We start from the raw sequence: 21505 nt of genomic DNA, 5'->3' as shown, positions 1-21505 counted from the left end.
GGCGCCAGCGCGCCGGCGGTTCAGCGCCGGTTCAGCGGCGCCAGTCGATTCTTGCCGGGCGGCCCGGCAGATGCAGCGCAGCCGTTGCAGCAGGCGCCTCGGCCAGCAACCGGCCCTTGCGGAACACCTTCAGGCGCGTGGCGCGCAGCCGTATCGCCTCGGCCGCATCGCGCGCCTGCAGCAGCACGAAGCTGGCATCGCAGCCGACCTCGATGCCATAGCCGTCCAGGTGCATCACACGCGCCGCGCGCGTGGTCACGGCGTCGAAGCAGTCGCGCATGCCGTCCTGGCTGGTCATCTGCGCCACATGCAGGCCCATGTGGGCGACCTCCAGCATGTCGCCCGAGCCCATGCCGTACCATGGGTCCATCACGCAGTCATGGCCGAAGGCCACGTTGACGCCTGCGGCCAGCAGTTCGGGCACGCGCGTCATGCCGCGGCGCTTGGGATAGCTGTCCTGGCGGCCCTGCAGCGTGATGTTGATCAGCGGATTGGCAATCACGGCCACGCCGCTTTCTGCGATCAGCGGCAGCAGCTTGCTCACGTAGTAGTTGTCCATGCTGTGCATGGAGGTGCAGTGCGAGCCCGTGACGCGGCCCTGCAGGCCCAGGCGCTGCGCCTCGAAGGCCAGGGTTTCGATGTGGCGCGACAGCGGGTCGTCGGACTCGTCGCAGTGCATGTCCACCAGCAGGCCGCGCTCGGCCGCCAGCTCGCACAGCAGCCTGACGCTGTCGGCACCCTCGGCCATGGTGCGCTCGAAGTGGGGAATGCCGCCCACCACGTCCACGCCCTTGTCCAGCGCCCGCCGCAGGTTGGCGACGCCGCCGGGCGAGCGCAGCACGCCGTCCTGCGGAAACGCCACCAGATGCAGGTCGATATAGGGAGCCACCTGGCGCTTGACCTCCAGCAACGCATCGACGGCCAGCAGGCGGGCATCGCTGGTATCCACATGGCTGCGGATGGCCTGCAGCCCCTTGGCCGCCGCCCAATCGCAATACTCCAGCGCGCGCGAGATCAGCGCCTCGGCCGTGAGCAGCGGCTTGAGCTCGCCCCACAGCGCTATGCCCTCCAGCAGCGTGCCGCTGCGGTTGACGCGCGGCAGACCGTGGCTCAGCGTGGCATCCATATGGAAATGCGGATCGACGAAGGGCGGCGAGACCAGCTGGTGCTGCGCATCGACCACTTGGTGGGCTGGCGCTGAAAGACCGGCCGCGACCTCGACGATGCGCCCGCCCTGCACGGCGATGGACATGTCCTGGCGGCCGTCGGGCAGCGTGGCGTGAATGACGAGTAGATCAAGCATCTGCGTATTCTGCGGGCATGGCCGCGCACCCGCAGACTTGCCTGACCACGCTGAATGGCCTGCCAGCGGTCAGACCGAAAGCGCAAGGGATCAGGGGGAACTACTGGTAGCTGATGGTGAAGGTCGCCGCCGCATTGGCACTGCCTATGGTCACGTTCTCTTCGGTCTTGACATAGCGCGCCGTCAGCGGGATATCCAACCGCTCCTGCCCGTAGGCAACAGACCCTGCAAACCATTGATTCCTGTTGCCGGCGGCATTGGAGTCCGGGCCAAAGCCCAGTATCTGGTCATCCTTGCGGATCTGCACACCCACACCTTTTGCCACCGAGGTTTTCGACAGGGTCAGAGCATTCCCGATATTTCCAGGATTTGCCACATCCGTCAGGGTGACATAGGCATTGGTCAACGAACCTGGAATGCCGCCCTTGCACAACAACGAGATGAGGAAGGAGCGGGGAGCACCGGTTGAGCCGATTGAGGTGAGTTTTTGAGTGACAGTCTGGGCCATGCGCACGGGCTCCGGCGCCTGTGGGGTACAGGTGGGCACCCTGGGCCGGAGGACGACAGGCGAGGAAAAGCTGTATTGAGCGAGAAGCTGGCCAGATGCATCATTCGCGCGTTCGTACAGGAAATCGCTGTCCAGCACGCCACCTGCAGTGATATCGCCATCTGCGGTCTTGATCAACTCAACTGTGACATCGATAAATGTATATGCAAAAGATCCGGGGTGATTGGAATACCCCAAACCACTTACAGGCGCAGCACCATGTCTAGTCGAAACCCTCATGCCAATACCCTCGACTGTCGTCGGGTATATATTATTGACTGGTGTAGATTTACCTACAAGATAGCCCGTGACCGGTGGATCACAATTCATCAATCTAGCGCCAAGCCCATTACTTATTACCGCTACAGCGGTTTTTGAGTAAATCACCGTATTCTTGGCCACATTGGAATTGAATTCTGGAGGATTGAAATTACTGAACACATACTTGTAATAGCCTGACCCATCAGTTGTATTTTCAATTGCGCATGCGGACCATGCGGAGGTGGCCATCATTGCCAAAATAAATATCATGACAGCCTTGTTTATTCTGCAAAAAGCACCTGCGAATATATGCATTTTGAATACCTCCGGATAATAAAAAATTCCAAGGCCGCATTTCCTTGGTAAATTTTCAATCATAGGCACCTTTCATCCGAGATGAAATCAGATCAATCTGATTCAAGGTCTGCCCGGTGCCATGAAGGTCGTGGCGAGGCAGGCCCCATCACGTCAACGGCCCCGCATGCCGATACGCTGGCCGAAGCCAGGGCTGACAGCCGCGCTGCCGAATCGCCTGAAAAACACCCAAGCGCAATCGCGCATCAAAATAGGGGCTGACTGCTGCGGCAAGGGCATGATTTTTCGGGTGAACAGGCTGGCAACCACCACAAGAGCAGCCATCGAAAAATCACGCAACCATTTGATTTAATTGGATTTATTTATGCAAATCGCCACCTGGAACGTCAACTCCCTGTCCGTGCGCCTGCCGCAGTTGCTGGCCTGGCTGCAGGCCAATCCTGTCGATGCGCTGGCGCTGCAGGAGCTCAAGCTCACCGACGACAAGTTTCCGCTGCAGGCGCTGCAGGAAGCCGGCTACCACGCGGTCAGCCATGGACAGAAGACCTACAACGGCGTGGCCTGGCTGACGCGTACGCCGGTGCGCGACGTGGTGCGCAATATCCCGGGCCTGGAGGACGAGCAGGCCCGCATCATTGCCGCCACCCTCGATGCCGAAGGCGGCCCGGTGCGCCTGATCAACGGCTACTTCGTCAATGGGCAGGCGCCCGGCACCGACAAGTTCGCCTACAAGATGCGCTGGCTGCAGGCGCTGCAGGACTGGGTGAAAAGCGAGATGGCAGCCCATCCGCGCCTGGTGCTGGTGGGCGACTTCAACGTGGCGCCCGAGGACCGCGACTCCTACGATCCGATCGGACTGAAGGACACCATCCACCACACGGTGGAAGAGCGCACGCATTTCCAGGCGCTGCTGCAGCTGGGCCTGACCGATGCCTTCCGCATGTTCGACCAACCCGAGAAAAGCTATTCGTGGTGGGACTACCGGATGCTGGGTTTCCAGAAGAACCGGGGCCTGCGCATTGACCATATCCTGGTCAGCGAGGCCTTGCGTCCCAGCGTCACCGCCTGCATCGTGGACCGCGCGCCGCGCAAGAATCCGCAGCCCAGCGACCATGCGCCGGTCGTCGTGACATTGGGCTAGGTTTTCAGACTTGCGCTACAGCATGTAGCGGCGCAGCCAGTGGATGGCCTCGATATGGCCGCGCAGCATCAGGGACTGGCGGTGGAGAATCTCGCTGAGCGCCCTGGGCAGGCGTGCCTGCTCGGCGGCCTCATAGGCGCTCAGCCATTGCTGCTGGCAGGACTCGGCCTGGTCCAGCACGTAGTCCGCGCCCTCTTCCCTGCCCAGCAGCCCGTCCCAGAAGGCGTTGCGACGCAGTGCGGCACGGCTGTCGCGCACGGGCAGCACCACGCCGCCATTGGCGTCGATGGCGCGTTCCAGGTCATCGACCAGGACCTGGCTGGCATTGAAGTGGCGCGCCAGTACCTGGCCTATCAGTCCCTGGGGCATGGGATCCATGCATTCGCCCAACCGGACATGGGCCTGGCGACCCAGGGCCAGCACGGCATTGAGCAGCGCCGTGGTCTGCAGTTCCAGCGTGGAAGCCGCGGGCTGTGCGGGCGTGCGCCGGCGCGCCTGCAGCCAGGAGGCCTCCACGGCCTCACGCACCTGGTTCCAGTGCAGCAGGCTGCCGCCCCGTTCCTGCTCCCAGCGTTCTTCCAGCCGGGCTTCTGCGGACTCGAAATCCTGCTGCGCGTGTTCCGGCGACAGGGAAGCCTTCCAGCCCAGTGCATAGGCGGGCCGGTATTGGTCGTAGCCGCGCCCCGGCACGAAGTACGGCTCCAGGAAATAGCGGTCATGCCAGTACGCATCGACCGGCTCGCCGAGCTTGCGCGGTGTCGATGGGTACATCACGCCCGGGCGGGCGGGTTTGGCCTTTTGCCAGAGGTTGGAGAGGACTGTGGGCACGATAGGTCGGGACGTAGGCCGTTCCAGCGAAGAGGACTCCATTGTCCCAAGCCCGGGCGGCCCGGCCCGTCAGCACCCCGGGCGCCGGCCTGTAGGAGCCGGACCCTTGCCAAGGCAAGGGCCCGGCCGCCCGCCGGCTTGCCTTACTCGAAGGCGTCCTCGTCCATGCCCAGCTCCTGCAGCTTGCGGGTGATAGTGTTGCGGCCAATGCCCAGGCGCTGGGCGGCCTCGACCCGGCGGCCGTGGGTGACGGCCAGGGCCGAGCGGATCAACTGCGCCTCGAAGCGGCGGGACAGCTGGTCCCAGACTTCACCATGCCCCTGGGCGTGGGTGTGCTCCAGCAGCTGGCGCGCCTGTTGCCCCAGCAGATGGACCCAGTCCAGGTCGGAAGCGGCCAGGGCCGCGTCATGCGGCGGGGCCAGCGCGGACACGGGCACGGCCAGTCGGCCAAGGCCCTCTTCCGCCAGTGGTGCCGGCGCATGCGGCAGCGTGGCCGGTGCAGGCACGCCGCCGTTGCCACCGCCCGCGGGCGGGGCGGCCTCGCCCAGCACCTCGGGAGGCAGGTCCTTGACCGAGATGACCTGGGCTGGCGCCATGACGGTCAGCCAGTGGCAGATGTTCTCCAGCTGGCGCACGTTGCCGGGAAAGGCGAACGACTGCAGCCGCTGCATGGCATCGACCCCCATGCGCTTGGGCTCCACGCCCAGCTGCCGCGCGCTTTGCTGCAGGAAGTGGCGTGCCAGCATGGGCACGTCTTCGTTGCGCTCGCGCAGCGCGGGCAGGCGCAGGCGGATGACGTTGAGGCGGTGGAACAGATCCTCGCGGAAGGCGCCGTTGCGCACGCGCTGCTCCAGGTCCTGGTGGGTGGCGGCGATGACGCGCACATGGGCCTTGACGGCCTGGTGGCCGCCCACGCGGTAGAAATGCCCGTCCGACAGCACACGCAGCAGGCGCGTCTGCAGGTCGAAAGGCATGTCGCCGATTTCATCGAGAAAGAGCGTGCCGCCCTCGGCCTGCTCGAAGCGTCCGCGCCGCTGGGTCTGTGCGCCCGTGAAGGCGCCGCGCTCGTGGCCGAACAGCTCGGACTCCAGCAGGTCCTTGGGGATGGCGGCGGTGTTGATGGCCACGAAGGGGCCGCCCGCCACGGGCGAGTGCTTGTGCAGCGCACGCGCCACCAGTTCCTTGCCCGAGCCCGACTCGCCCGTGACCAGCACCGTGACCTGGCTCTGGCTGAGCCGGCCGATGGCGCGGAACACGTCCTGCATGGCAGGCGCCTGGCCCAGCATCTCGGCCTGCAGCGGGGCCTGTGCCTCGGCCACGTCCTCGCGCAGGCTTTCCTCGACGGCGCGGCGGATGAGTTCCACCGCCTTGGGCAGGTCGAAGGGTTTGGGCAGGTACTCGAAGGCTCCGCGCTGGAAGGCCGAGACGGCACTGTCCAGGTCGGAGTACGCGGTCATGATGATGACGGGCAGGCCGGGCTGCTGGGCGCGGATCTGCTCGAGCAGTTCCAGGCCGGAGCCGCCGGGCATGCGGATATCGCTGACCAGCACCTGTGGTGGCTGGCGCGCCGGGTCGCTGGCATCGACATCGGACAGTGCCGTGAGCACGTCGCGCGCCTGAACGAAGCTGCGCGTTGCCCAGCCTTCCCGGCCCAGTGCCTTTTCCAGCACGAAGCGGATGGAAGGGTCATCATCCACGATCCAGATCGGTTTCATTGGTGGTGCTTCCTTCCCTTGTTGCAGTGTTGACTTCCGTGGGCCTCAAGGCAGGGGAATGAGGATGCGGAAATCCGTGCGGCCCGGCTGGCTTTCACATTCGATCAGCCCCTGGTGGCGCTGCACGAAGGTCTGCGCCAGCGTCAGCCCCAGTCCCGAACCGCCATCCCTTCCCGATACCAGCGGATAGAAGATCCGCTCCTTGATGGCATCGGGAACGCCTGGCCCGTTGTCGATCACATGCAATTCCAATGCCAACCGGTAGCGTTGGCGACCAAAAGTTACCTGGCGCGCCACACGGGTTCTCAAAATGATCTCGGCATCGCCGGCCGCGATGCGTTCGTGCAAGGCCTGCGCCGCGTTCTGGACGATGTTGAGCACGGCCTGGATCAGCTGTGCGCTGTCGCCCCGGAACTCGGGAATGGAGATGTCGTAGTCGCGCGTAATGGTCAGCCCTGCAGGATGCTCGACCAGCACCAGCGAACGCACGCGCTCGCAGACTTCGTGGATGTTGACGTCACCGACCTCGTGCGGATGGCGGTGCGGCGCCAGCAGCCGGTCCACCAGCGCCTGCAGACGGTCGGCCTCGTGGATGATGACTTCGGTGTACTCGCGCAACTCGGGCGCGTCCAGATCCATCTGCAGCAGCTGGGCCGCGCCACGGATGCCGCCCAGCGGGTTCTTGATCTCGTGGGCCAGGTTGCGGATCAGCTCCTTGTGCGCCTGGGCCTGCTCGCGCAAACGCTCCTCGCGGTCCTGGCGTGCCTGCTGCTCCAGCGGCCAGAACTCCACCAGCACATGGCCGGGCCGCTCGGCCAGGGAAACCGTGACGTGCACAGGAAGCGCATCGCCCCCCACGCGGTGCAGGCTGGCCTCGAAGCGCAGGGCAGCGAAGTCGTTGTCCTGGGCGCCGCGCAAGGCCTTGTCCAGCAAGGCCGGCTCGGTGAAGCAGGCAGCCAGCTCGCTGCCTTCGAGCATGCGGCGCGACAGGCCCAGTGCGTTCTCAAGGGCCGCGTTGGCGAAAAGCACGGCGCCTTGCTCGTCGAGCACGGTCATCAGCGTGCACAGCAGATCAAGCGCCTGATAGGAGGCCGGGGGCGCCGGCCGGTCGTCCTGGATCATGGCCGGGCTCGCATGGGCCGCTCGGGCCCGTCAGTTCTTGGGAAGTCGATCCAGTTCGCGGCGGATGCCGGCGACATCGCCTTCCTGCCGCGAGATGCTGCTCTTGAGCTGCTCGACACGTTCCAGATAGCCCTGGGGATTGCGCAACTCCAATGCGGTGCGCTGGGGATTGCCATCGTTGTACTCCTGACGCAGCTGTGTCAGCTTCTCCTGGGCGCGGGCCAGCTCGCTTTCGAGGATGGTCCGCGCATCGGAGTCGCGGGCCTTCTGGGCGCTGCTGTTGACCTTGGCCGGAGCGGGCGATCCTGCCGCAGGAGCGGCGGAGGTGCGCGGCGCCTGGCCGCCGCCCGAGGCCGCCGGCTTGCTGCCGCCATGGATCACCGTCACATGCCCGCCGTCCACCGGCTTGCAGTCCTTGGCCTTGGCCTGGCTGACGTTGTTGGTGTACTCGTTGCCGCAGCGGTAGATCACGTCCTGGGACCAGGCTCCTGCCGACAGCAGCGGCAGCAGCAGCGACACAAACAGTTTCTTCATTCCATTCCCTAGGGTAGCCAGATCGGAAGGGCCCGGCTTGTCCGGGCAAGTATCGCTCCATCTTCCGGGCTGGACGTCATTTCTTGAGCGGGACAACCCCTTTTGGTTCCGCGCCCAGCATACCCAGGTCCTGGCCGAAAGCAAAAAAGGCGGCTTGCGCCGCCTTTTTGCCGACCCGCCTTACAGCGAGAAGTACATGTCGTACTCGACCGGGTGCACGGCCTGACGGTAACGGGTCACTTCGCCCATCTTCAGCTCGATGTAGGCATCGAGCATGCTGTCCGAGAACACGCCGCCCTTGGTCAGGAACGAACGGTCTGCGTCCAGTGCTTCCAGGGCCTGGTCCAGGCTGTGGCAGACCGTGGGCACCAGCTTGTCCTCTTCCGGGGGCAGGTGGTACAGATCCTTGGTCGCGGCTTCGCCGGGATGGATCTTGTTTTCCACGCCGTCCAGACCTGCCATCAGCAGGGCCGAGAAGCCCAGGTAGGGGTTCATCAGCGGATCGGGGAAGCGTGCCTCGACGCGGCGGCCCTTGGGGTTGGCCACGTAGGGGATGCGGATCGATGCCGAGCGGTTCTTGGCCGAGTAGGCCAGCTTGACCGGAGCCTCGAAGCCGGGCACCAGGCGCTTGTAGCTGTTGGTGCCGGGGTTGGTGATGGCGTTCAGGGCACGGGCGTGCTTGATGATGCCGCCGATGTAGTACAGCGCGAAGTCGGACAGGCCGGCATAGCCGTCACCTGCGAACAGGTTCTTGCCATCCTTCCAGACCGACTGGTGCACGTGCATGCCGGAGCCGTTGTCGCCCGGATAGGGCTTGGGCATGAAGGTGGCGGTCTTGCCGTAGGTGTTGGCCACGTTCCAGATCACGTACTTCATGACCTGTGTCCAGTCGGCGCGCTCCACCAGGGTCGAGAACTTGGTGCCGATCTCGTTCTGGCCGGCGCCAGCCACTTCGTGGTGGAACACTTCGACGGGAATGCCCAGCTGCTCGAGCAGCAGCACCATCTCGGCGCGCAGGTCCTGGGTGCTGTCCACGGGCGGCACGGGGAAGTAGCCGCCCTTGTTGCGCGGACGGTGGCCACGGTTGCCGGACTCGAACTTGGCGCCGGAATTCCAGGGGGCTTCGTACTCTTCGATTTCGTAGAAGGTGCTGCCGGGTTCGGTGTTCCAGCGCACGCCGTCGAAGATGAAGAATTCAGGTTCGGGACCGAAGTAGGCGGTATCGCCCAGGCCCGAGGCCTTCAGATAGGCTTCGGCACGCTTGGCCACCGAGCGGGGATCGCGGTCGTAGGCCTTGCCATCGCCGGGTTCGATCACATCGCACTGCAGGAACAGCGTGGTCTCTTCAAAGAAGGGGTCGATGTTCGCGGTGGCGGGATCGGGCATCAGTTGCATGTCCGATGCTTCAATGCCCTTCCAGCCTGCCACCGACGAGCCGTCGAAGGCGTGGCCCGAGGTGAACTTGTCTTCGTCGAAGTGCGACACCGGCACCGTGACGTGCTGCTCCTTGCCACGGGTGTCCGTAAAACGAAGGTCCACGAATTTGACCTCGTTCTCCTTCACCATGTTCAACACGTCTGCAACGGTCTTTGCCATCAGATCTCTCCTGCCAATCTGGCTGATCAAAAAAGATAAATACTCTTAAGCAGTTTGCGTGCCAGGCTGCATCCATTGAGTGCATGCCCGCAGACTGGCACCTGCTTGGCGCGCCAGCCCCGTGATTCTGCCGCCTTGCGTGGGCGTTGTGGATGACATTGCAGCCTGGCCCGGCCCGAGTGCCCACTCACCAAATCGGTGCAGATTTGGATGAAGGGCCGTAAATCAGATATTGCGCACCAATTCAGGGCCAAGAATTGCACCAAATGAGTGCAGACCTTCCAGCAGCGTGGGCCAGGCCTTGGTGACGGCACCAGCTTCGCCCTTGACACCAAGTTCTATGTGCCGGCCGTGCTTGGAATCATCCACGCTGGGCAGGCTGAACACCTTGACGCCCGGGTGGTCGCGCTCTATGGCCACCATCAGCGGCGTCAGCGTGGCTTCCATGCCGCCGTAGACGATGACCGAATGCTCCCGCTGCACCGTGCTGTGGAAATGCTTGGCATAGCGCTGCTCCAGCACCCACTCGACCATGGGCCAGGCCATGACCGGGAAGCCGGGCACGAAGTGCACCGTGCCGCTGGCGCCCGAACAGGAAAAGCCCGGGATCTTGTTGTAGACGTTGGGGATGATGCGCGCGCCTTCGGGGAAGTTGCCCATCTGTAGCCGGTGCAGGTTGTCGGCGCGCTGGGGCTCGTAGGGCTTGCCTTCCTCGGTGGCCACATCGCGCATGCGCTCGCGGATCAGGGCCACGGCCTCGGGATGCAGGGCCAGCGGCACGCCCAGGGCCTCGGCCGCGCATTGGCGCGTGTGGTCGTCGGGGGTGGCGCCTATGCCGCCAAAGCTGAAGACCACGGCCTGCGATGCGAAGGCGCGGCGCAGGGCGTCGGTGATGCGTGCCCTATCGTCACCCACGTACTCGGCATGGGCCAGGGACAGGCCACGCGCGCCCAGCAGTTCGATCAGCTTGGGAAGGTGCTTGTCGGCACGCTTGCCCGACAGGATTTCGTCTCCGATGATGAGTGCGCCAACTTGAAGGGTCATGTGGTCTTTTCTTGCGGGGTGGGGGGAACAGGGGCTGTGCCGGAGCCTTGCGGCGCGTCGGGAGCGTAGGGAATGATGGGGGCTTCGGGCAGCGCCGGCTCCTCCTCGCGCATGCGCTGCAGCGCCGCCAGGCAGAAATGGGCAAACCACAGCGAGGAGAAGGCGAAGATCAGCGCATAGATCCAGATGGCCACCGGAATCAGTATCCAGAAGGCTGCAACGAAGACCACGCCCGAGGCCCAGACAATGGCCGGAGCCGCCCCCAGGTAGCCACAGACCACGCCCATGAGCATCAGCGCCAGGCGGTGGCGCAGGAACAGGCTGCGGCGTTCTGGCTTGCTGGCGTGGGCAGACAGCGCGTCGAAGGCCATGACGCGGTAGGTCAGCCAGCCCCAGATCAGCGGGGGGATCACCACCACCAGGGGAGGCACGAACCACAATGGAACCGATACCAGCAACGCGATCAGGGCGATCAGCGAGGAGCCGGCCGACCACAGCAGGCTGCCGATCAGGGTGGCACCCTGCCTGCGCTCGAGTGCCGGAAAGCGCCGTTGCGCCACCAGCTCGACCAGGGCCGGCGTCATGAACAGCGCCACCAGCAGCAGCGAGACCACGACCAGCACCGGCGTGACCGAGAGAACGACCAGCACCGGCGCCACCAGCTCGGGCAGCGATTGCACGCCCATCCAGGACCAGACCGTGTGCAGCCAGCCCACGCCCTGCAGGACTCCTTCCGTCCAGACCACGGCATCGGCCCAGAAGAAATAACCCAGCAGCCAGGCCGTGATGGCCATGAAGAGCAGGGGAAACAGCGACCATGCAATCACCCGCTTATGCAGGCAATACGCCGTCGCACGCCAGAAGGAATCGAGTAGCAAGCCCATGCCGGCAAGCATACCCCGAGCCCAGCCTCAAGCGCGACCCATCAACCTTAGGAACCCACGCCATTGCTGGGCCCAAAAGCCCTGGCCGTAGTCGCGCAGCTGGCCCTGGGCATTGGGCTGGACCTGGTCGCGCACGCCGGTGGGATCGAAGCGCAGCTCGAAATTGGCGGTGCCGAACAGCATGTCCCACCAGGGCAGGAGCACGCCGAAGTTGTTGCCATGCGCCTTCTTGTTGCGCACGGGCGCCATGGGCTCGTGGCCAATGCCGATGGCGTGGTGGCGGCGGTGAAAGCGCGGGCTGATCCACAGCCGCTCGCCGATGGTGCCGAACCAGACGCGCAGATTGGCATGCTGGAAGCTCTCGCTGAGCTGGGTGAAGGCCACGATGGCCACGAACTGGCCTGGAGCCACGCCGATGAGCTGGGCCACGAGCACGATGATGGTGTCGCGGATCACATCGTCGAGCAGGTGATTGCGGTTGTCGCTCCAGACCGTCATCTGGCGTTGCGAGTGGTGCAGCGCATGCAGCTTCCACCACCAGCCGATGCTGTGCTGGCCCCGGTGTATCCAGTAGTCGAGGAAGTCGAAGGCCAGCAGGTAGATGATCAGGCTGACCCAGGCCAGATCGGTCACGCCGGGCCAGACACCGTCCAGGTGAAAGCTCGGCAGGCCCCAGACATGCAGGCGGCCCATGAGCTCGTCCCACAGCGGGTCCAGCGTGAAGAACAGCGCCAGCCTGAACAGGCCCAGCCGGTGCACCACGGTATAGATGATGTCCACATGGATGGCGCGCCGGTCGGTAACGGGCTCGACGGGCCGCCAGTACTGCAGCGGCGCGATCACGGCCACCATGATGAAGATCTGCAGCAGGCCCACCAGCAGCCAGCCTGTGGCGTCGTAGGCATCCTCCAGCAGGCTGGCCTGTCCCAGCCAAAAGAGCACAGGCTGGACAACGCCCTCGAACAGGCGCTGCTGCGCATTACCGAACCACTGAATCCACCAGTCCACACCACGCTCCCATCGCCCGCCGCGCTGCGCGCGCGGACGTCATGCGAATTTTGCTATCCAATCCCGATAGTCGGGGTGCTCCCGCAGCGTGCGGAAGCAGAACCCCTGCTTGAGCAGGCCCGTGACCAAAGGTTCCAGCACGGCCGGTGCCCAGGGGTCCTTGCGTGACCAGATGCCCAGATGGGCCAGCAGGATGTCGCCGCTGCGGATGTTCTTGAGCGCCTGGGCCAGCAGCTGCGCATTCGGGTAGCGGTCGCTGGGCAGCTCGTCGCCCAAAAAGCCTGCGCTGGACCAGCCCACATGCATGTAGCCGCCCTGCCGCGCGGCGTCCAGCAGCGCGGGCGAGGTCTTGCCGCCGGGCGCACGGAACAGCGGCAGGGGCTTGCGCCCGGTGATCTGCTGCAGCCGCTGTGCAGCCCTGCGGATCTCGTCGCAATAGCCTGCCGCATCGACCGTGAAGTTCTCGTTGGCGCGTGGCCCGGCCGAGGGGCGCACGCGAAAGCCCGTGACCGGACCGTTCTTCGAGGCATGCAGATCACCGCGCCAGTACATGTGGTCGTAGGTGTGCGAGGCGAACTCATGGCCTTCGGCGGCGCGTGCGCGCCACCAGGGCGCCCAGGTCTCGCCCAGGCTGCCGTCGCCTTGCTGCGTGCGCTCGTTGGCGGCAAAGAAGGTCACTGGCACGCCATGGCGCTTGAGCACCTCGGCCACCAGGTCGGCAATGCCCATGTGGCCCGTGTCGAACGTCAGGTACACGGTCTTGGCGCAGCCCGTGCCCTGCCCTGCGGCCATCGCGGGGCGCAGCAGGCTGAAGGCGGCGGCGCCAGCCAGCGATTGCGCAAAGAGTCTGCGGTCCATCAGCGCTGCGCGTGGGCCAGTGTCCAGACACCGTGGGGCGACTTGCCGACCTTGACCTGCTGGACCACCTTCTTTTCGACGGTGTCGATCACCGACAGCTTGCGCGCCCAGCGCGAGCTGACCAGCAGGTAGCGGCCGTCGGCGGAAACGTCCATGCAGTCCGGGCCTCCCGGGGCCGGGTAGCTGGCCACGACCTGGTTGGTCTGCATGTCGATCTTGCTGATGGTGTTGGCCACGCGGTTGCTCACATACAGGTGGCGGCCATCGCCGGCGGCACGCATGGCGTGGGCGCCAGCGGCTGTCTTGATGCGGGCCACGCTGCGCGGCTCGGGGCCGGTGATGTCGAACACTTCCACGCCATCGCTGCCGGTCAGGCCGATGAACAGCTTGGTGCCGTCCGGGCTGCCATAGAGATCGGCCGGCATGGGGCCGGTGGGCACGCGGGCCTTGATGGTCTGCGTGGCGATGTCGATGGCCACCAGGGCATCGCTGTCCTGCATGGTGGAATAGATGGTCGTGCTCCTGGCATCGATCCAGAGATGGCTGGGCGTCTTGCCCGTGGGCACGCGCTTGACCAGCTGCGGGTTCTGGCCATCCCAGCGGTAGATGTCGATGTGGTTGAGGCGGTTGGCCGCCGTGACGAACCACTTCATGTCCGGGCTGAAGCGCAGGTGATAGGGGTCGATGATGTCGCGGATCACGCGCTGCACCTCGCCCGTGCGCGGATCGACCAGGGTCAGGGTATCGCCCAGCGCATTGGCCACGACCAGCGATTTCTCGTCAGGCGTGAGGTAGAGGTGGTGCGGCTCCTTGCCCGTGGGAATGCGGGCCGTCTCCTGCCAGGTGACCGGGTCCACGATGCTGATGTTGGCATCGAGCGAGTTGAGCACGAAGATGGGCGTGGGGCCCTGGGTCTGCGGCGGCGGCGTGACACGCGCAACAGGCGCAACAGGCGCTACCGGGGCAGCAGAGGCCGCAGGCACGGAAGGCGCGGCGGGAACGGCAGCGGCCTGAGCCGATGCAGCCTGCGTCTGGACGGCTGCAGGCGTGGCTGAGGCCGCACGGGCCGATTTGGATCCGGGCAGGGACGCCACGGCCAGCCAGGCCAGCGCACCGCCGCCCACAACCAAAGCCACAGCCGCGCCCAAGCGCCCGACGGAAAGACGTTTCACAAAGCACCACCTTCTGAGAATCTGCGCAGTGTAGCCGCGCCATTCAGCCCTCGGACGCTCTAGGGCATCGGCTTTTGAAGCTGTGCAAAAAACCGACATTTACGCGACGTTGGCCCGAGATATCGCGACAAGCGCGCCAACCCATGACTTGCATCAAGGCATGACGACAACGCATGAAAACGCAGGCCACAACGACAAAGGGAGCCGGTTGGCTCCCTTTGCAGGCAAGGACCTTGAAAGCGCAACGGCTCTCAGATCTTCCACTTTTCCATGAGCTTTTCGGGACGCAGCGTGTCGTAGTGCTCGAAAGGCTGGTGGATCCAGGGGTTGGTCGGCAGGTAGTCCACCGAGTAGTCAGGCGTGAACGCGGACAGGCCCTTGGTCCAGATCACGGCGCTGCGCAGCTCGGTGATCGGCGGATAGTTGGTCTTGAGCATGGCGATCACGGCATTCAGCGTGTGGCCCGAATCGGCCAGGTCATCGACCAGCAGCACGCGGCCGGCAATCTCGCCCTTGGGCGTGGTGATGAAGCGCGCGATGTCCAGATGGCCCTGCACCGTGCCGGCCTCGGCGCGGTAGGAGCTGGTGGACATGATGGCCAGCGGCTTGTCGAAGATGCGGCTGAGCATGTCACCGGGACGCAGGCCGCCACGGGCCAGGCAGAGAATGGTGTCGAATTCCCAGCCGGACTGGTGCACTTTGATCGCGAGCTTTTCGATCAGTCCGTGGTATTCGTCGTAGCTCACATACAGGTGTTGACCGTCTTCCGTCAGCATGGAATGGCTCCTGGTTCAATCTTGGGGTTCAAACGCCAGCAGTTCACTGGGCGGCGTAGGGGTTTTGCATCAGGATGGTGTGATCCCGGTCGGGGCTGGTCGAAACCATGGCGATGGGCACGCCCGTCACTTCCTCGATGCGCTCCAGATAGCGGCGGGCATTGGCCGGCAGCTTGTCGTAGTCGGTCACGCCCACGGTGGAATCGGTCCAGCCGGGGATGGATTCATAGATGGGCTTGCAGCGGGCGATCTCGTCGGCGCCCATGGGCAGCAGGTCGATCTTTTCGCCGTCCAGCTCGTAGCCCACGCACAGCAGCAGTTCCTGCAGGCCGTCGAGCACGTCGAGCTTGGTGATGCACAGGCCCGACAGGCCGTTGACCTGGGCGCTGCGCTTGAGCAGCGCGGCGTCAAACCAGCCGCAGCGGCGCGAGCGGCCGGTGGTCACGCCCTTTTCGGCGCCCACGGTGCTCATGTGCCAGCCCGGCGTGCCTTCCTTTTCCCAATCCAGTTCGGTGGGGAAAGGACCGCCGCCCACGCGGGTGCAGTAGGCCTTGGTGATGCCCAGGATGTAGTGCAGCATGCCGGGGCCCACGCCCGAGCCTGCAGCCGCATTGCCGGCGACGCAGTTGGACGAGGTGACATAGGGATAGGTACCGTGGTCCACGTCCAGCAGCGTGCCCTGCGCGCCTTCGAACAGCAGGTTGGCGCCTTCGGCGTGCGCGGCGTTCAGCTCGCGGGAGACATCGGCCATCATGGGCAAAAGCTGCTCGGCATGGCGCATGGCCTCTTCGTACACCGCGTCGAATTGCACTTCGCCATCCTTGATGTACGGCTTGAGCGCGTCACCGAAGGTGAAGTTCTTCGAACCCAGCACGTTGACCAGGATGTGGTTGTGCAGGGCCAGCAGTTCGCGCAGCTTGGTGGCGAAGCGCTCGGGGTACTTGAGGTCCTGCACGCGCAGTGCGCGGCGGGCAATCTTGTCTTCGTAGGCGGGGCCGATGCCACGGCCGGTGGTGCCGATCTTCTCGGTGCCGCCCTGCTCGCGCGCCGCTTCGCGCGCCACGTCCAGCGCCGAGTGGAAGGGCAGGATCAGCGGGCAGGCTTCGGACACGCGCAGGCGGTCGCGCACTTGCACGCCGGCCTTCTCCAGGCCTTCGATTTCCTCGAACAGCTTGGCGGCCGACAGCACCACGCCGTTGCCGATATAGCACTTCACGCCGGGGCGCATGATGCCGCTGGGGATCAGGTGCAGTGCGGTCTTCACGCCGTTGATGACCAGCGTGTGGCCAGCGTTGTGGCCACCCTGGAAGCGGACCACGCCCTGGGCGCTTTCGGTCAGCCAGTCCACCAGCTTGCCCTTGCCTTCGTCACCCCACTGGGTGCCGACCACGACCACGTTGCGACCTTTGGTAGCTTTCATATTCAAATCCGATGAAATCCGAAGAAATTGACAAATGCGTCAGATGGCTTGCACGGCCCACTGCCCGGCAACCTGCACGAGCTCGCGGTCGCAGTGGAATTCGTCCACTTCGCTTTCATGCCCTGGCAGCACGCAGACCACGGTCTCGCCCTGCCGGCGCAATGCAGCAATGGCAGCCGCAACCTGGGGATCGTCGCCCCAGGGCGCGCGGATGGCAGCCTTGAGCGGGCGCTCGGGCACGACGGCGACGAGCTGCTTGATGTCCAGGCTGAAGCCGGCGGCGGGCCGGTTGCGGCCAAAGACCGCACCCACCTCGTCATAGCGGCCGCCGCGCACCAGCGCATCGCTGGCACCCGGCACATAGATGGCGAAGCGCGTGCCGCTGTAGTAGGCATAGCCGCGCAGATCGGCCAGATCAAAGCTCACGTTCACGCCTTCCAGGCGCTGGGCAAGCCAGCGCAGCTGGTCCAGCAGAGGCTGCACGCCTGCGGTGCGGGCCAGCAGCTTCTCGGCGCGGTCCAGCACCTCGATGCCGCCGTACAGCTGCAGCAGGGCCATCAGGCCTTCGCGCGAGGCGACGGGGAAGTCGCGCGTGAGGCGCTCGAGCTCGCTCGCATCCTTGGCGGCCAGCGCAGCGTGCACGCCGCGCAGCACCTGCATGTCCACCATCACGCCAGCCAGCAGGCTGCGCACGATGCGCACATCGGCCAGATCGACATTGATGTCGGTGACGCCTGCGCTGCGCAGGCAGTCCAGCGCCAGGCGCAGTGCCTCCAGGTCGGCTTCCATGCCCTGGTGGCCGTAGATCTCGGCACCGAACTGCAGCGGCTCGCGCGTGGCGCGGGGGCGGTCAGGGCGGGCATGGACGACGGGGCCGCAGTAGCACAGGCGCGTGAGGCCCTTGCGGTTGAGCAGATGGGCGTCGATGCGGGCCACCTGCTGCGTGGTGTCTGCACGCAGACCCATGGTGCGGCCTGTCAGCTGGTCGATGAGCTTGCAGGTCTGCAGGTCCAGCGCCTCCCCTGTGCCGGTGAGCAGGGATTCGAGGTACTCCAGCATGGGCGGCATGACCAGTTCATAGCCATAGCCACGCGCTGTATCGAGCAGGCCTCGACGCAATTCTTCGATGTGCCGGGCCTCGGAAGGCAAGACATCGGCGATGTGATCCGGCAGGACCCAAGCAGACATGGAAAAGGGGGAGGCTGTTAAAAACGTGATTCTACCGGCTGTTGCGGGCCAGCCCAAATTGGGGGTGACCCAAGGCCCACGGCGGGTGTTCGGTATTCCGAATCGATTCGGTGCACGGGCGACAGCGGCGGCGCAAGAAAAAACGGCGCCCCAACAGGGGCGCCGTGCAGGGGCCGGGCGGCGTTGCCGCTCAGGCGCGCTTATTTTCCAGAGCTTCCACCACTGCGGTAGGCCTTGAAGAAATCGGTCTGCGAAGGATCGAGCACGAGCACATCGCTCTTCTTGGCAAAGCTGGCCTTGTAGGCCTCCAGGCTGCGGTAGAACTGCGCGAACTGCGGGTCCTTGCCAAAGGCGTCGGCATAGGTGCGGGCGGCTTCCGCGTCGCCCTCGCCCTTGAGCTTCTGGGCATCGCGGTAGGCGTTGGCGATGGTGATCTCGCGCTGGCGATCGGCCTCGGCGCGGATCTTCTCGCCTTCGGCGGCGCCGGTGGAGCGCAGCTCGTTGGCCACGCGCTTGCGTTCGGCCTCCATGCGGCGATAGACCGATTCCGTGATGGTCTCGGCATAGTCCACGCGCGTGATGCGCACATCGACCACGTCCACGCCCCAGGGCTTGGCGCCGCGCACGGTCTCCAGCACTTCGCGCTTGACGTCGTTCATCAGCGCGTCGCGCTTGCTGGACAGAAGCTCGCGCACGGTGCGGCGGTTGATTTCCTCCTGGAAGGCGTTGCGCACCACGCGGTTGAGCTGCATGGCACCGGCCGACTCATCCAGGCCCACGTTGCGGATGTACTCCGACGGATCGGAGATGCGCCAGCGCACGTACCAGTCGATGACCACGCGCTGCTTTTCGGCAGTGAGCATGGGCTCAGTGTCGGTGCTGTCCAGTGTGAGCAGGCGCTTGTCGATGTAGCGCACGTTCTGGAACGGCGGCGGCATCTTGATGTTCAGGCCCGGCTCGGTGATCACTTCCTTGATCTGACCCAGGGCATAGACCACGCCGAACTGGCGTTGATCGACGACGAACAGCATGGAGCTGAGCAGCGCCAGCGCCAGAAGAATGCTGGTGATGAAAAATCCAACTCGGTTCACTTGGGCTGCTCCTCAGCGTGCTTCGCGGTCACGGCTGCGACTGCTGTCGCGGCTGCGCGCATCGTTCGAAAGGCCGGGAATGGCGGCAGGCGCAGGCGCCTGGGTGCTGGGGGCAGCCGAGCCATCGGCTGCCGGCACATTGCCGCTCACGCCTTGCATGATCTTGTCCAGCGGCAGGTACAGCAGGTTGGAGCCCTGGCGCGATTCCACCAGCACCTTGGTCACGTTGCCGTAGATCTGCTGCATGGTTTCCAGATACATGCGGTCGCGCGTGACCTGGGGCGCCTTCTGGTACTCGGTGAACACCGAGCTGAAGCGCTGCGCATCACCCTGGGCCTGGGCCACGATGCGGGCCTTGTAGCCATTGGCCTCTTCCAGCAGACGTGCCGCCGAGCCGGCTGCGCGGGGCACCACGTCGTTGGCATAGGCCTGGGCCTCGTTCTTGGCGCGCTCGCGCTCCTGGCCGGCACGCAGCACGTCGTCGAAGGCGGCCTGCACCTGCTCGGGCGGACGCACGCCGCCTTGCTGCAGGTTGATGCCCACGACTTCCACGCCCACCTTGTAGCGGTCCAGGATGGTCTGCATCAGGTCGCGCACGCGCGGCGCGATCTGGTCGCGCTCCTCGGCCAGCGCCGTATCCATCTTCATCTTGCCGACGACTTCGCGCACGGCGGTCTCGGCGGCCTGGACCACGGCCTCGGACGGGTTCTTGCTCTCGAACAGCCAGGCACGCGCGTCGCTCAGACGGTACTGGACGGCGAACTTGATCTCGACGATGTTCTCGTCCTCGGTGAGCATGGCCGACTCGCGCAGGCCCGTGCTCTTGATGATGGTGTCGCGCCCCACGTCGGCCGAGCGGATCTGCGTCACGAACACCAGTTCATGGCGCTGGATCGGGTACGGCAGGCGCCAGTTGATGCCGGCACCCACCGTGCTCTTGTACTTGCCGAACTGGGTGATGACGGCCTGCTGGCCTTCCTGGACGATGAAGATGCCCGTGCCCATCCAGATGATGAAGGCAATGCCGGCAATCAGGCCCACGCCCATGCCGGCACTGCGCATGTCCGGCGGCTGGCTGCCACCGCCATTGCGCACGGGCGGCTGCCCGCGGCCACCGCCCGGCTTGCCGCCGAACAGGCCCGAAAGCTTGCGGTTGAGGTCACGCCACAGCTCGTCCAGATCCGGCGGCTGGCCACCCCCACCCGAGGAGGGACGGTTGTCACGGCTGTCGCGGTTGTCGCGTGCGGGTTCCGCAGGCGGCGGCGCAGCGGGACGGTCGGCATCGGGGCGCGAGGCATCGTCGTTCTTGTCGTCGCCACGTCCCCAGCGCGGATCATTCAGGTTGAACATCCCGCGAAGGCGCTGCGGCAGCATCGCCCAGCGATGGGCGCGTTGTGAAAGATTCATGCGAGAAGTCTCGGTTTCTTCGGTAAAGACAGGGACCCAATCGGCATTTTGCCCAATCAGGGCGCTAGCCCCTAGTATTCGGCGTCCTGCCCAGGGGGCATCGCGCCATCCACCTCCCCCTTGCCCCGCTCTTCACCACCATGCGCTTCGGCGTATTCCGCTTCTGCGCGCAGTGCGTGGTCGGCCAGCAGCTGCCGCAGCTGCGGCAGCCCCTCACCGGAGCGGGCGCTGACAAACACCCGTGAAACAGGTAGCCCGTCAAGCTCGTACTGGTCCTGCAACTGCGCTGGAAGCCGCTCTTCATCGACGGCATCGAGCTTGTTGAAAACCAGTACCAGAGGCACCTCCTGGGCACCGATTTCCTTCAGAACTTTCTGGACTTGTTGGATTTGTTCCGGGAAATTCGGATTGGAGGCGTCAACCACATGCAGCAGAAGATCGGCATCGATCGCCTCCTGCAACGTGGCCTGGAATGCATCGACCAGCCCGTGCGGCAGGTCGCGGATGAAGCCCACGGTGTCCGACAGGGACACCGATTGCCGGGCCTCGTTCAAATACAGCTGGCGCGTGGTCGTGTCCAGCGTGGCGAACAACTGGTCGGCCGCATAGGCCCGCGCCTTCACCAGCGCGTTGAACAGCGTGGATTTGCCGGCATTGGTGTAGCCGACCAGCGAGATGTTGAAGATGCCATGGCGCTCGCGCCGGCGGCGCTGCGTGGCGCGTTGCTTCTTGACCTTCAGCAGCCGTTCCTTGGTGCGCTTGATCGATTCGTCGATCATGCGGCGATCCAGCTCGATCTGCTTTTCGCCAGGGCCGCCGCGCCCGCCGATGCCGCCCATCTGGCGCTCCAGGTGGGTCCAGCGGCGCACGAGGCGCGTGGCCACGTATTGCAGGCGCGCCAGCTCCACCTGCAGCTTGCCTTCATGGCTGCGGGCGCGCTGGGCGAAGATCTCCAGGATCAACAGGGTGCGGTCGTTGACCGGCATCTGCAGATGGCGCTCCAGATTGCGCTGCTGGGCCGGGCTCAGGGCCTGGTCGAACAGCACTTCCTGGGCACCGTGCATCTGGGCGAGCATGCGGATTTCGTCGGCCTTGCCGCTGCCCACGAACAGCGCCGCATCGGGCACCTTGCGCTTGCAGGTCAGGCGTGCAACGGGACGCAGGCCGGCCGTGCCGGCCAGCAGGCCCAGCTCTTCCAACTCGCCATCGAAATGGGGAAAGCCGAAATCCACGCCCACCAGCAGCACTGGCGTTGGCGTGGACCGGTCAAAAGATTCAGAACTCAAGAAAAACCT

General features: G+C 65.1%; 19 protein-coding genes. 1 reads left to right on the top strand and 18 read right to left on the bottom strand.

All coding sequences use genetic code 11. The features are described from left to right. Positions 1-31: 31 nt before the first annotated feature. Together ACF8ME_RS21275 and ACF8ME_RS21270 are read right to left on the bottom strand one after the other, a co-directional pair. Positions 32-1303 (bottom strand): amidohydrolase family protein, encoded by a 1272-nt coding sequence (locus ACF8ME_RS21275; RefSeq protein ID WP_392418101.1) that lies wholly within the window; start codon positions 1301-1303, stop codon positions 32-34. Positions 1304-1403: 100 nt separating this feature from the next. Next, entirely contained in the window at positions 1404-2489 is a 1086-nt protein-coding gene (locus ACF8ME_RS21270; RefSeq protein ID WP_392418099.1) for a fimbrial protein, read from the bottom strand. Positions 2490-2790: 301 nt separating this feature from the next. Here ACF8ME_RS21270 and xth point away from each other — a divergent pair, with 301 nt between their 5' ends. Next, the gene (gene xth, locus ACF8ME_RS21265) at positions 2791-3567 is read left to right on the top strand and encodes an exodeoxyribonuclease III (protein WP_392418097.1); all 777 of its coding nucleotides are present in this window, start codon (positions 2791-2793) and stop codon (positions 3565-3567) included. 15 nt (positions 3568-3582) lie between these two features. On the opposite strand, the gene ACF8ME_RS21260 is transcribed toward xth, so the two are convergent. The 16 genes from ACF8ME_RS21260 to hflX form a co-directional block, all read right to left on the bottom strand. After that, a complete protein-coding gene (locus ACF8ME_RS21260; RefSeq protein WP_227472451.1) occupies positions 3583-4395 on the bottom strand; it encodes a hypothetical protein in 813 nt (270 codons plus the stop codon). Between the two features lie 143 nt (positions 4396-4538). Continuing rightward, complete coding sequence (gene ntrC, locus ACF8ME_RS21255) at positions 4539-6110, bottom strand: nitrogen regulation protein NR(I) (RefSeq protein ID WP_392418096.1); 1572 nt, start codon at positions 6108-6110, stop codon at positions 4539-4541. A gap of 45 nt (positions 6111-6155) precedes the next feature. Then, positions 6156-7232: a nitrogen regulation protein NR(II) gene (gene glnL / locus ACF8ME_RS21250; RefSeq protein ID WP_016447543.1), complete on the bottom strand. Its 1077-nt coding sequence runs from the start codon at positions 7230-7232 to the stop codon at positions 6156-6158. 30 nt (positions 7233-7262) lie between these two features. Beyond that, entirely contained in the window at positions 7263-7766 is a 504-nt protein-coding gene (locus tag ACF8ME_RS21245) for a hypothetical protein (protein WP_017404153.1), read from the bottom strand. A 180-nt stretch (positions 7767-7946) separates the two neighbouring features. Beyond that, the gene (glnA, locus tag ACF8ME_RS21240) at positions 7947-9362 is read right to left on the bottom strand and encodes a type I glutamate--ammonia ligase (RefSeq protein WP_016447544.1); all 1416 of its coding nucleotides are present in this window, start codon (positions 9360-9362) and stop codon (positions 7947-7949) included. 225 nt (positions 9363-9587) lie between these two features. Beyond that, a complete protein-coding gene (locus tag ACF8ME_RS21235) occupies positions 9588-10406 on the bottom strand; it encodes a molybdopterin-binding protein (protein WP_016451296.1) in 819 nt (272 codons plus the stop codon). Next, complete coding sequence (locus tag ACF8ME_RS21230) at positions 10403-11302, bottom strand: EI24 domain-containing protein (RefSeq protein WP_016447546.1); 900 nt, start codon at positions 11300-11302, stop codon at positions 10403-10405. Before ACF8ME_RS21230 ends, ACF8ME_RS21235 begins: the two co-directional genes overlap by 4 nt. Positions 11303-11317: 15 nt before the next feature. Next, the gene (locus ACF8ME_RS21225) at positions 11318-12298 is read right to left on the bottom strand and encodes a sterol desaturase family protein (RefSeq protein WP_013801177.1); all 981 of its coding nucleotides are present in this window, start codon (positions 12296-12298) and stop codon (positions 11318-11320) included. A 39-nt stretch (positions 12299-12337) separates the two neighbouring features. After that, positions 12338-13156: a polysaccharide deacetylase family protein gene (locus ACF8ME_RS21220; RefSeq protein ID WP_392418095.1), complete on the bottom strand. Its 819-nt coding sequence runs from the start codon at positions 13154-13156 to the stop codon at positions 12338-12340. Next, entirely contained in the window at positions 13156-14427 is a 1272-nt protein-coding gene (locus ACF8ME_RS21215) for a YncE family protein (protein WP_392418094.1), read from the bottom strand. The genes ACF8ME_RS21220 and ACF8ME_RS21215 overlap by 1 nt, the downstream gene beginning before the upstream one ends. Before the next feature lie 152 nt (positions 14428-14579). Then, positions 14580-15104, bottom strand: coding sequence for a phosphoribosyltransferase (locus tag ACF8ME_RS21210; RefSeq protein ID WP_012206807.1), 525 nt, complete (start codon positions 15102-15104; stop codon positions 14580-14582). A 43-nt stretch (positions 15105-15147) separates the two neighbouring features. Beyond that, positions 15148-16524, bottom strand: coding sequence for an adenylosuccinate synthase (locus ACF8ME_RS21205; protein WP_016451293.1), 1377 nt, complete (start codon positions 16522-16524; stop codon positions 15148-15150). Between the two features lie 39 nt (positions 16525-16563). Next, positions 16564-17712, bottom strand: a complete 1149-nt coding sequence (locus tag ACF8ME_RS21200) for an ATP phosphoribosyltransferase regulatory subunit (RefSeq protein WP_392418093.1) — start codon at positions 17710-17712, stop codon at positions 16564-16566. A 200-nt stretch (positions 17713-17912) separates the two neighbouring features. Then, positions 17913-18803: a protease modulator HflC gene (gene hflC, locus ACF8ME_RS21195; RefSeq protein WP_392418092.1), complete on the bottom strand. Its 891-nt coding sequence runs from the start codon at positions 18801-18803 to the stop codon at positions 17913-17915. A gap of 12 nt (positions 18804-18815) precedes the next feature. After that, positions 18816-20210, bottom strand: coding sequence for an FtsH protease activity modulator HflK (gene hflK / locus ACF8ME_RS21190; protein ID WP_016447553.1), 1395 nt, complete (start codon positions 20208-20210; stop codon positions 18816-18818). A gap of 71 nt (positions 20211-20281) precedes the next feature. After that, on the bottom strand, positions 20282-21496 hold the full coding sequence (gene hflX, locus ACF8ME_RS21185; RefSeq protein ID WP_392418090.1) for a GTPase HflX: 1215 nt from the start codon (positions 21494-21496) through the stop codon (positions 20282-20284). Positions 21497-21505 lie beyond the last annotated feature (9 nt).

The sequence above is a fragment of the Delftia sp. WSY_7 genome, from assembly GCF_043104845.1.
GTDB lineage: Bacteria > Pseudomonadota > Gammaproteobacteria > Burkholderiales > Burkholderiaceae_C > Comamonas > Comamonas tsuruhatensis.
This window is presented reverse-complemented; position numbering and strand designations above follow the sequence as displayed.

What these genes read in the sequence shown, in the direction of transcription:
- ACF8ME_RS21275 (WP_392418101.1), bottom strand. Translation starts at nt 1,303, where the DNA reads ATGCTTGATCTACTCGTCATTCACGCCACGCTGCCCGACGGCCGCCAG.
- ACF8ME_RS21270 (WP_392418099.1), bottom strand. Translation starts at nt 2,489, where the DNA reads ATGATTGAAAATTTACCAAGGAAATGCGGCCTTGGAATTTTTTATTAT.
- xth (WP_392418097.1), top strand. Translation starts at nt 2,791, where the DNA reads ATGCAAATCGCCACCTGGAACGTCAACTCCCTGTCCGTGCGCCTGCCG.
- ntrC (WP_392418096.1), bottom strand. Translation starts at nt 6,110, where the DNA reads ATGAAACCGATCTGGATCGTGGATGATGACCCTTCCATCCGCTTCGTG.
- glnL (WP_016447543.1), bottom strand. Translation starts at nt 7,232, where the DNA reads ATGATCCAGGACGACCGGCCGGCGCCCCCGGCCTCCTATCAGGCGCTT.
- ACF8ME_RS21245 (WP_017404153.1), bottom strand. Translation starts at nt 7,766, where the DNA reads ATGAAGAAACTGTTTGTGTCGCTGCTGCTGCCGCTGCTGTCGGCAGGA.
- glnA (WP_016447544.1), bottom strand. Translation starts at nt 9,362, where the DNA reads ATGGCAAAGACCGTTGCAGACGTGTTGAACATGGTGAAGGAGAACGAG.
- ACF8ME_RS21235 (WP_016451296.1), bottom strand. Translation starts at nt 10,406, where the DNA reads ATGACCCTTCAAGTTGGCGCACTCATCATCGGAGACGAAATCCTGTCG.
- ACF8ME_RS21230 (WP_016447546.1), bottom strand. Translation starts at nt 11,302, where the DNA reads ATGCTTGCCGGCATGGGCTTGCTACTCGATTCCTTCTGGCGTGCGACG.
- ACF8ME_RS21220 (WP_392418095.1), bottom strand. Translation starts at nt 13,156, where the DNA reads ATGGACCGCAGACTCTTTGCGCAATCGCTGGCTGGCGCCGCCGCCTTC.
- ACF8ME_RS21215 (WP_392418094.1), bottom strand. Translation starts at nt 14,427, where the DNA reads ATGTCGGTTTTTTGCACAGCTTCAAAAGCCGATGCCCTAGAGCGTCCG.
- ACF8ME_RS21210 (WP_012206807.1), bottom strand. Translation starts at nt 15,104, where the DNA reads ATGCTGACGGAAGACGGTCAACACCTGTATGTGAGCTACGACGAATAC.
- ACF8ME_RS21205 (WP_016451293.1), bottom strand. Translation starts at nt 16,524, where the DNA reads ATGAAAGCTACCAAAGGTCGCAACGTGGTCGTGGTCGGCACCCAGTGG.
- ACF8ME_RS21200 (WP_392418093.1), bottom strand. Translation starts at nt 17,712, where the DNA reads ATGTCTGCTTGGGTCCTGCCGGATCACATCGCCGATGTCTTGCCTTCC.
- hflK (WP_016447553.1), bottom strand. Translation starts at nt 20,210, where the DNA reads ATGAATCTTTCACAACGCGCCCATCGCTGGGCGATGCTGCCGCAGCGC.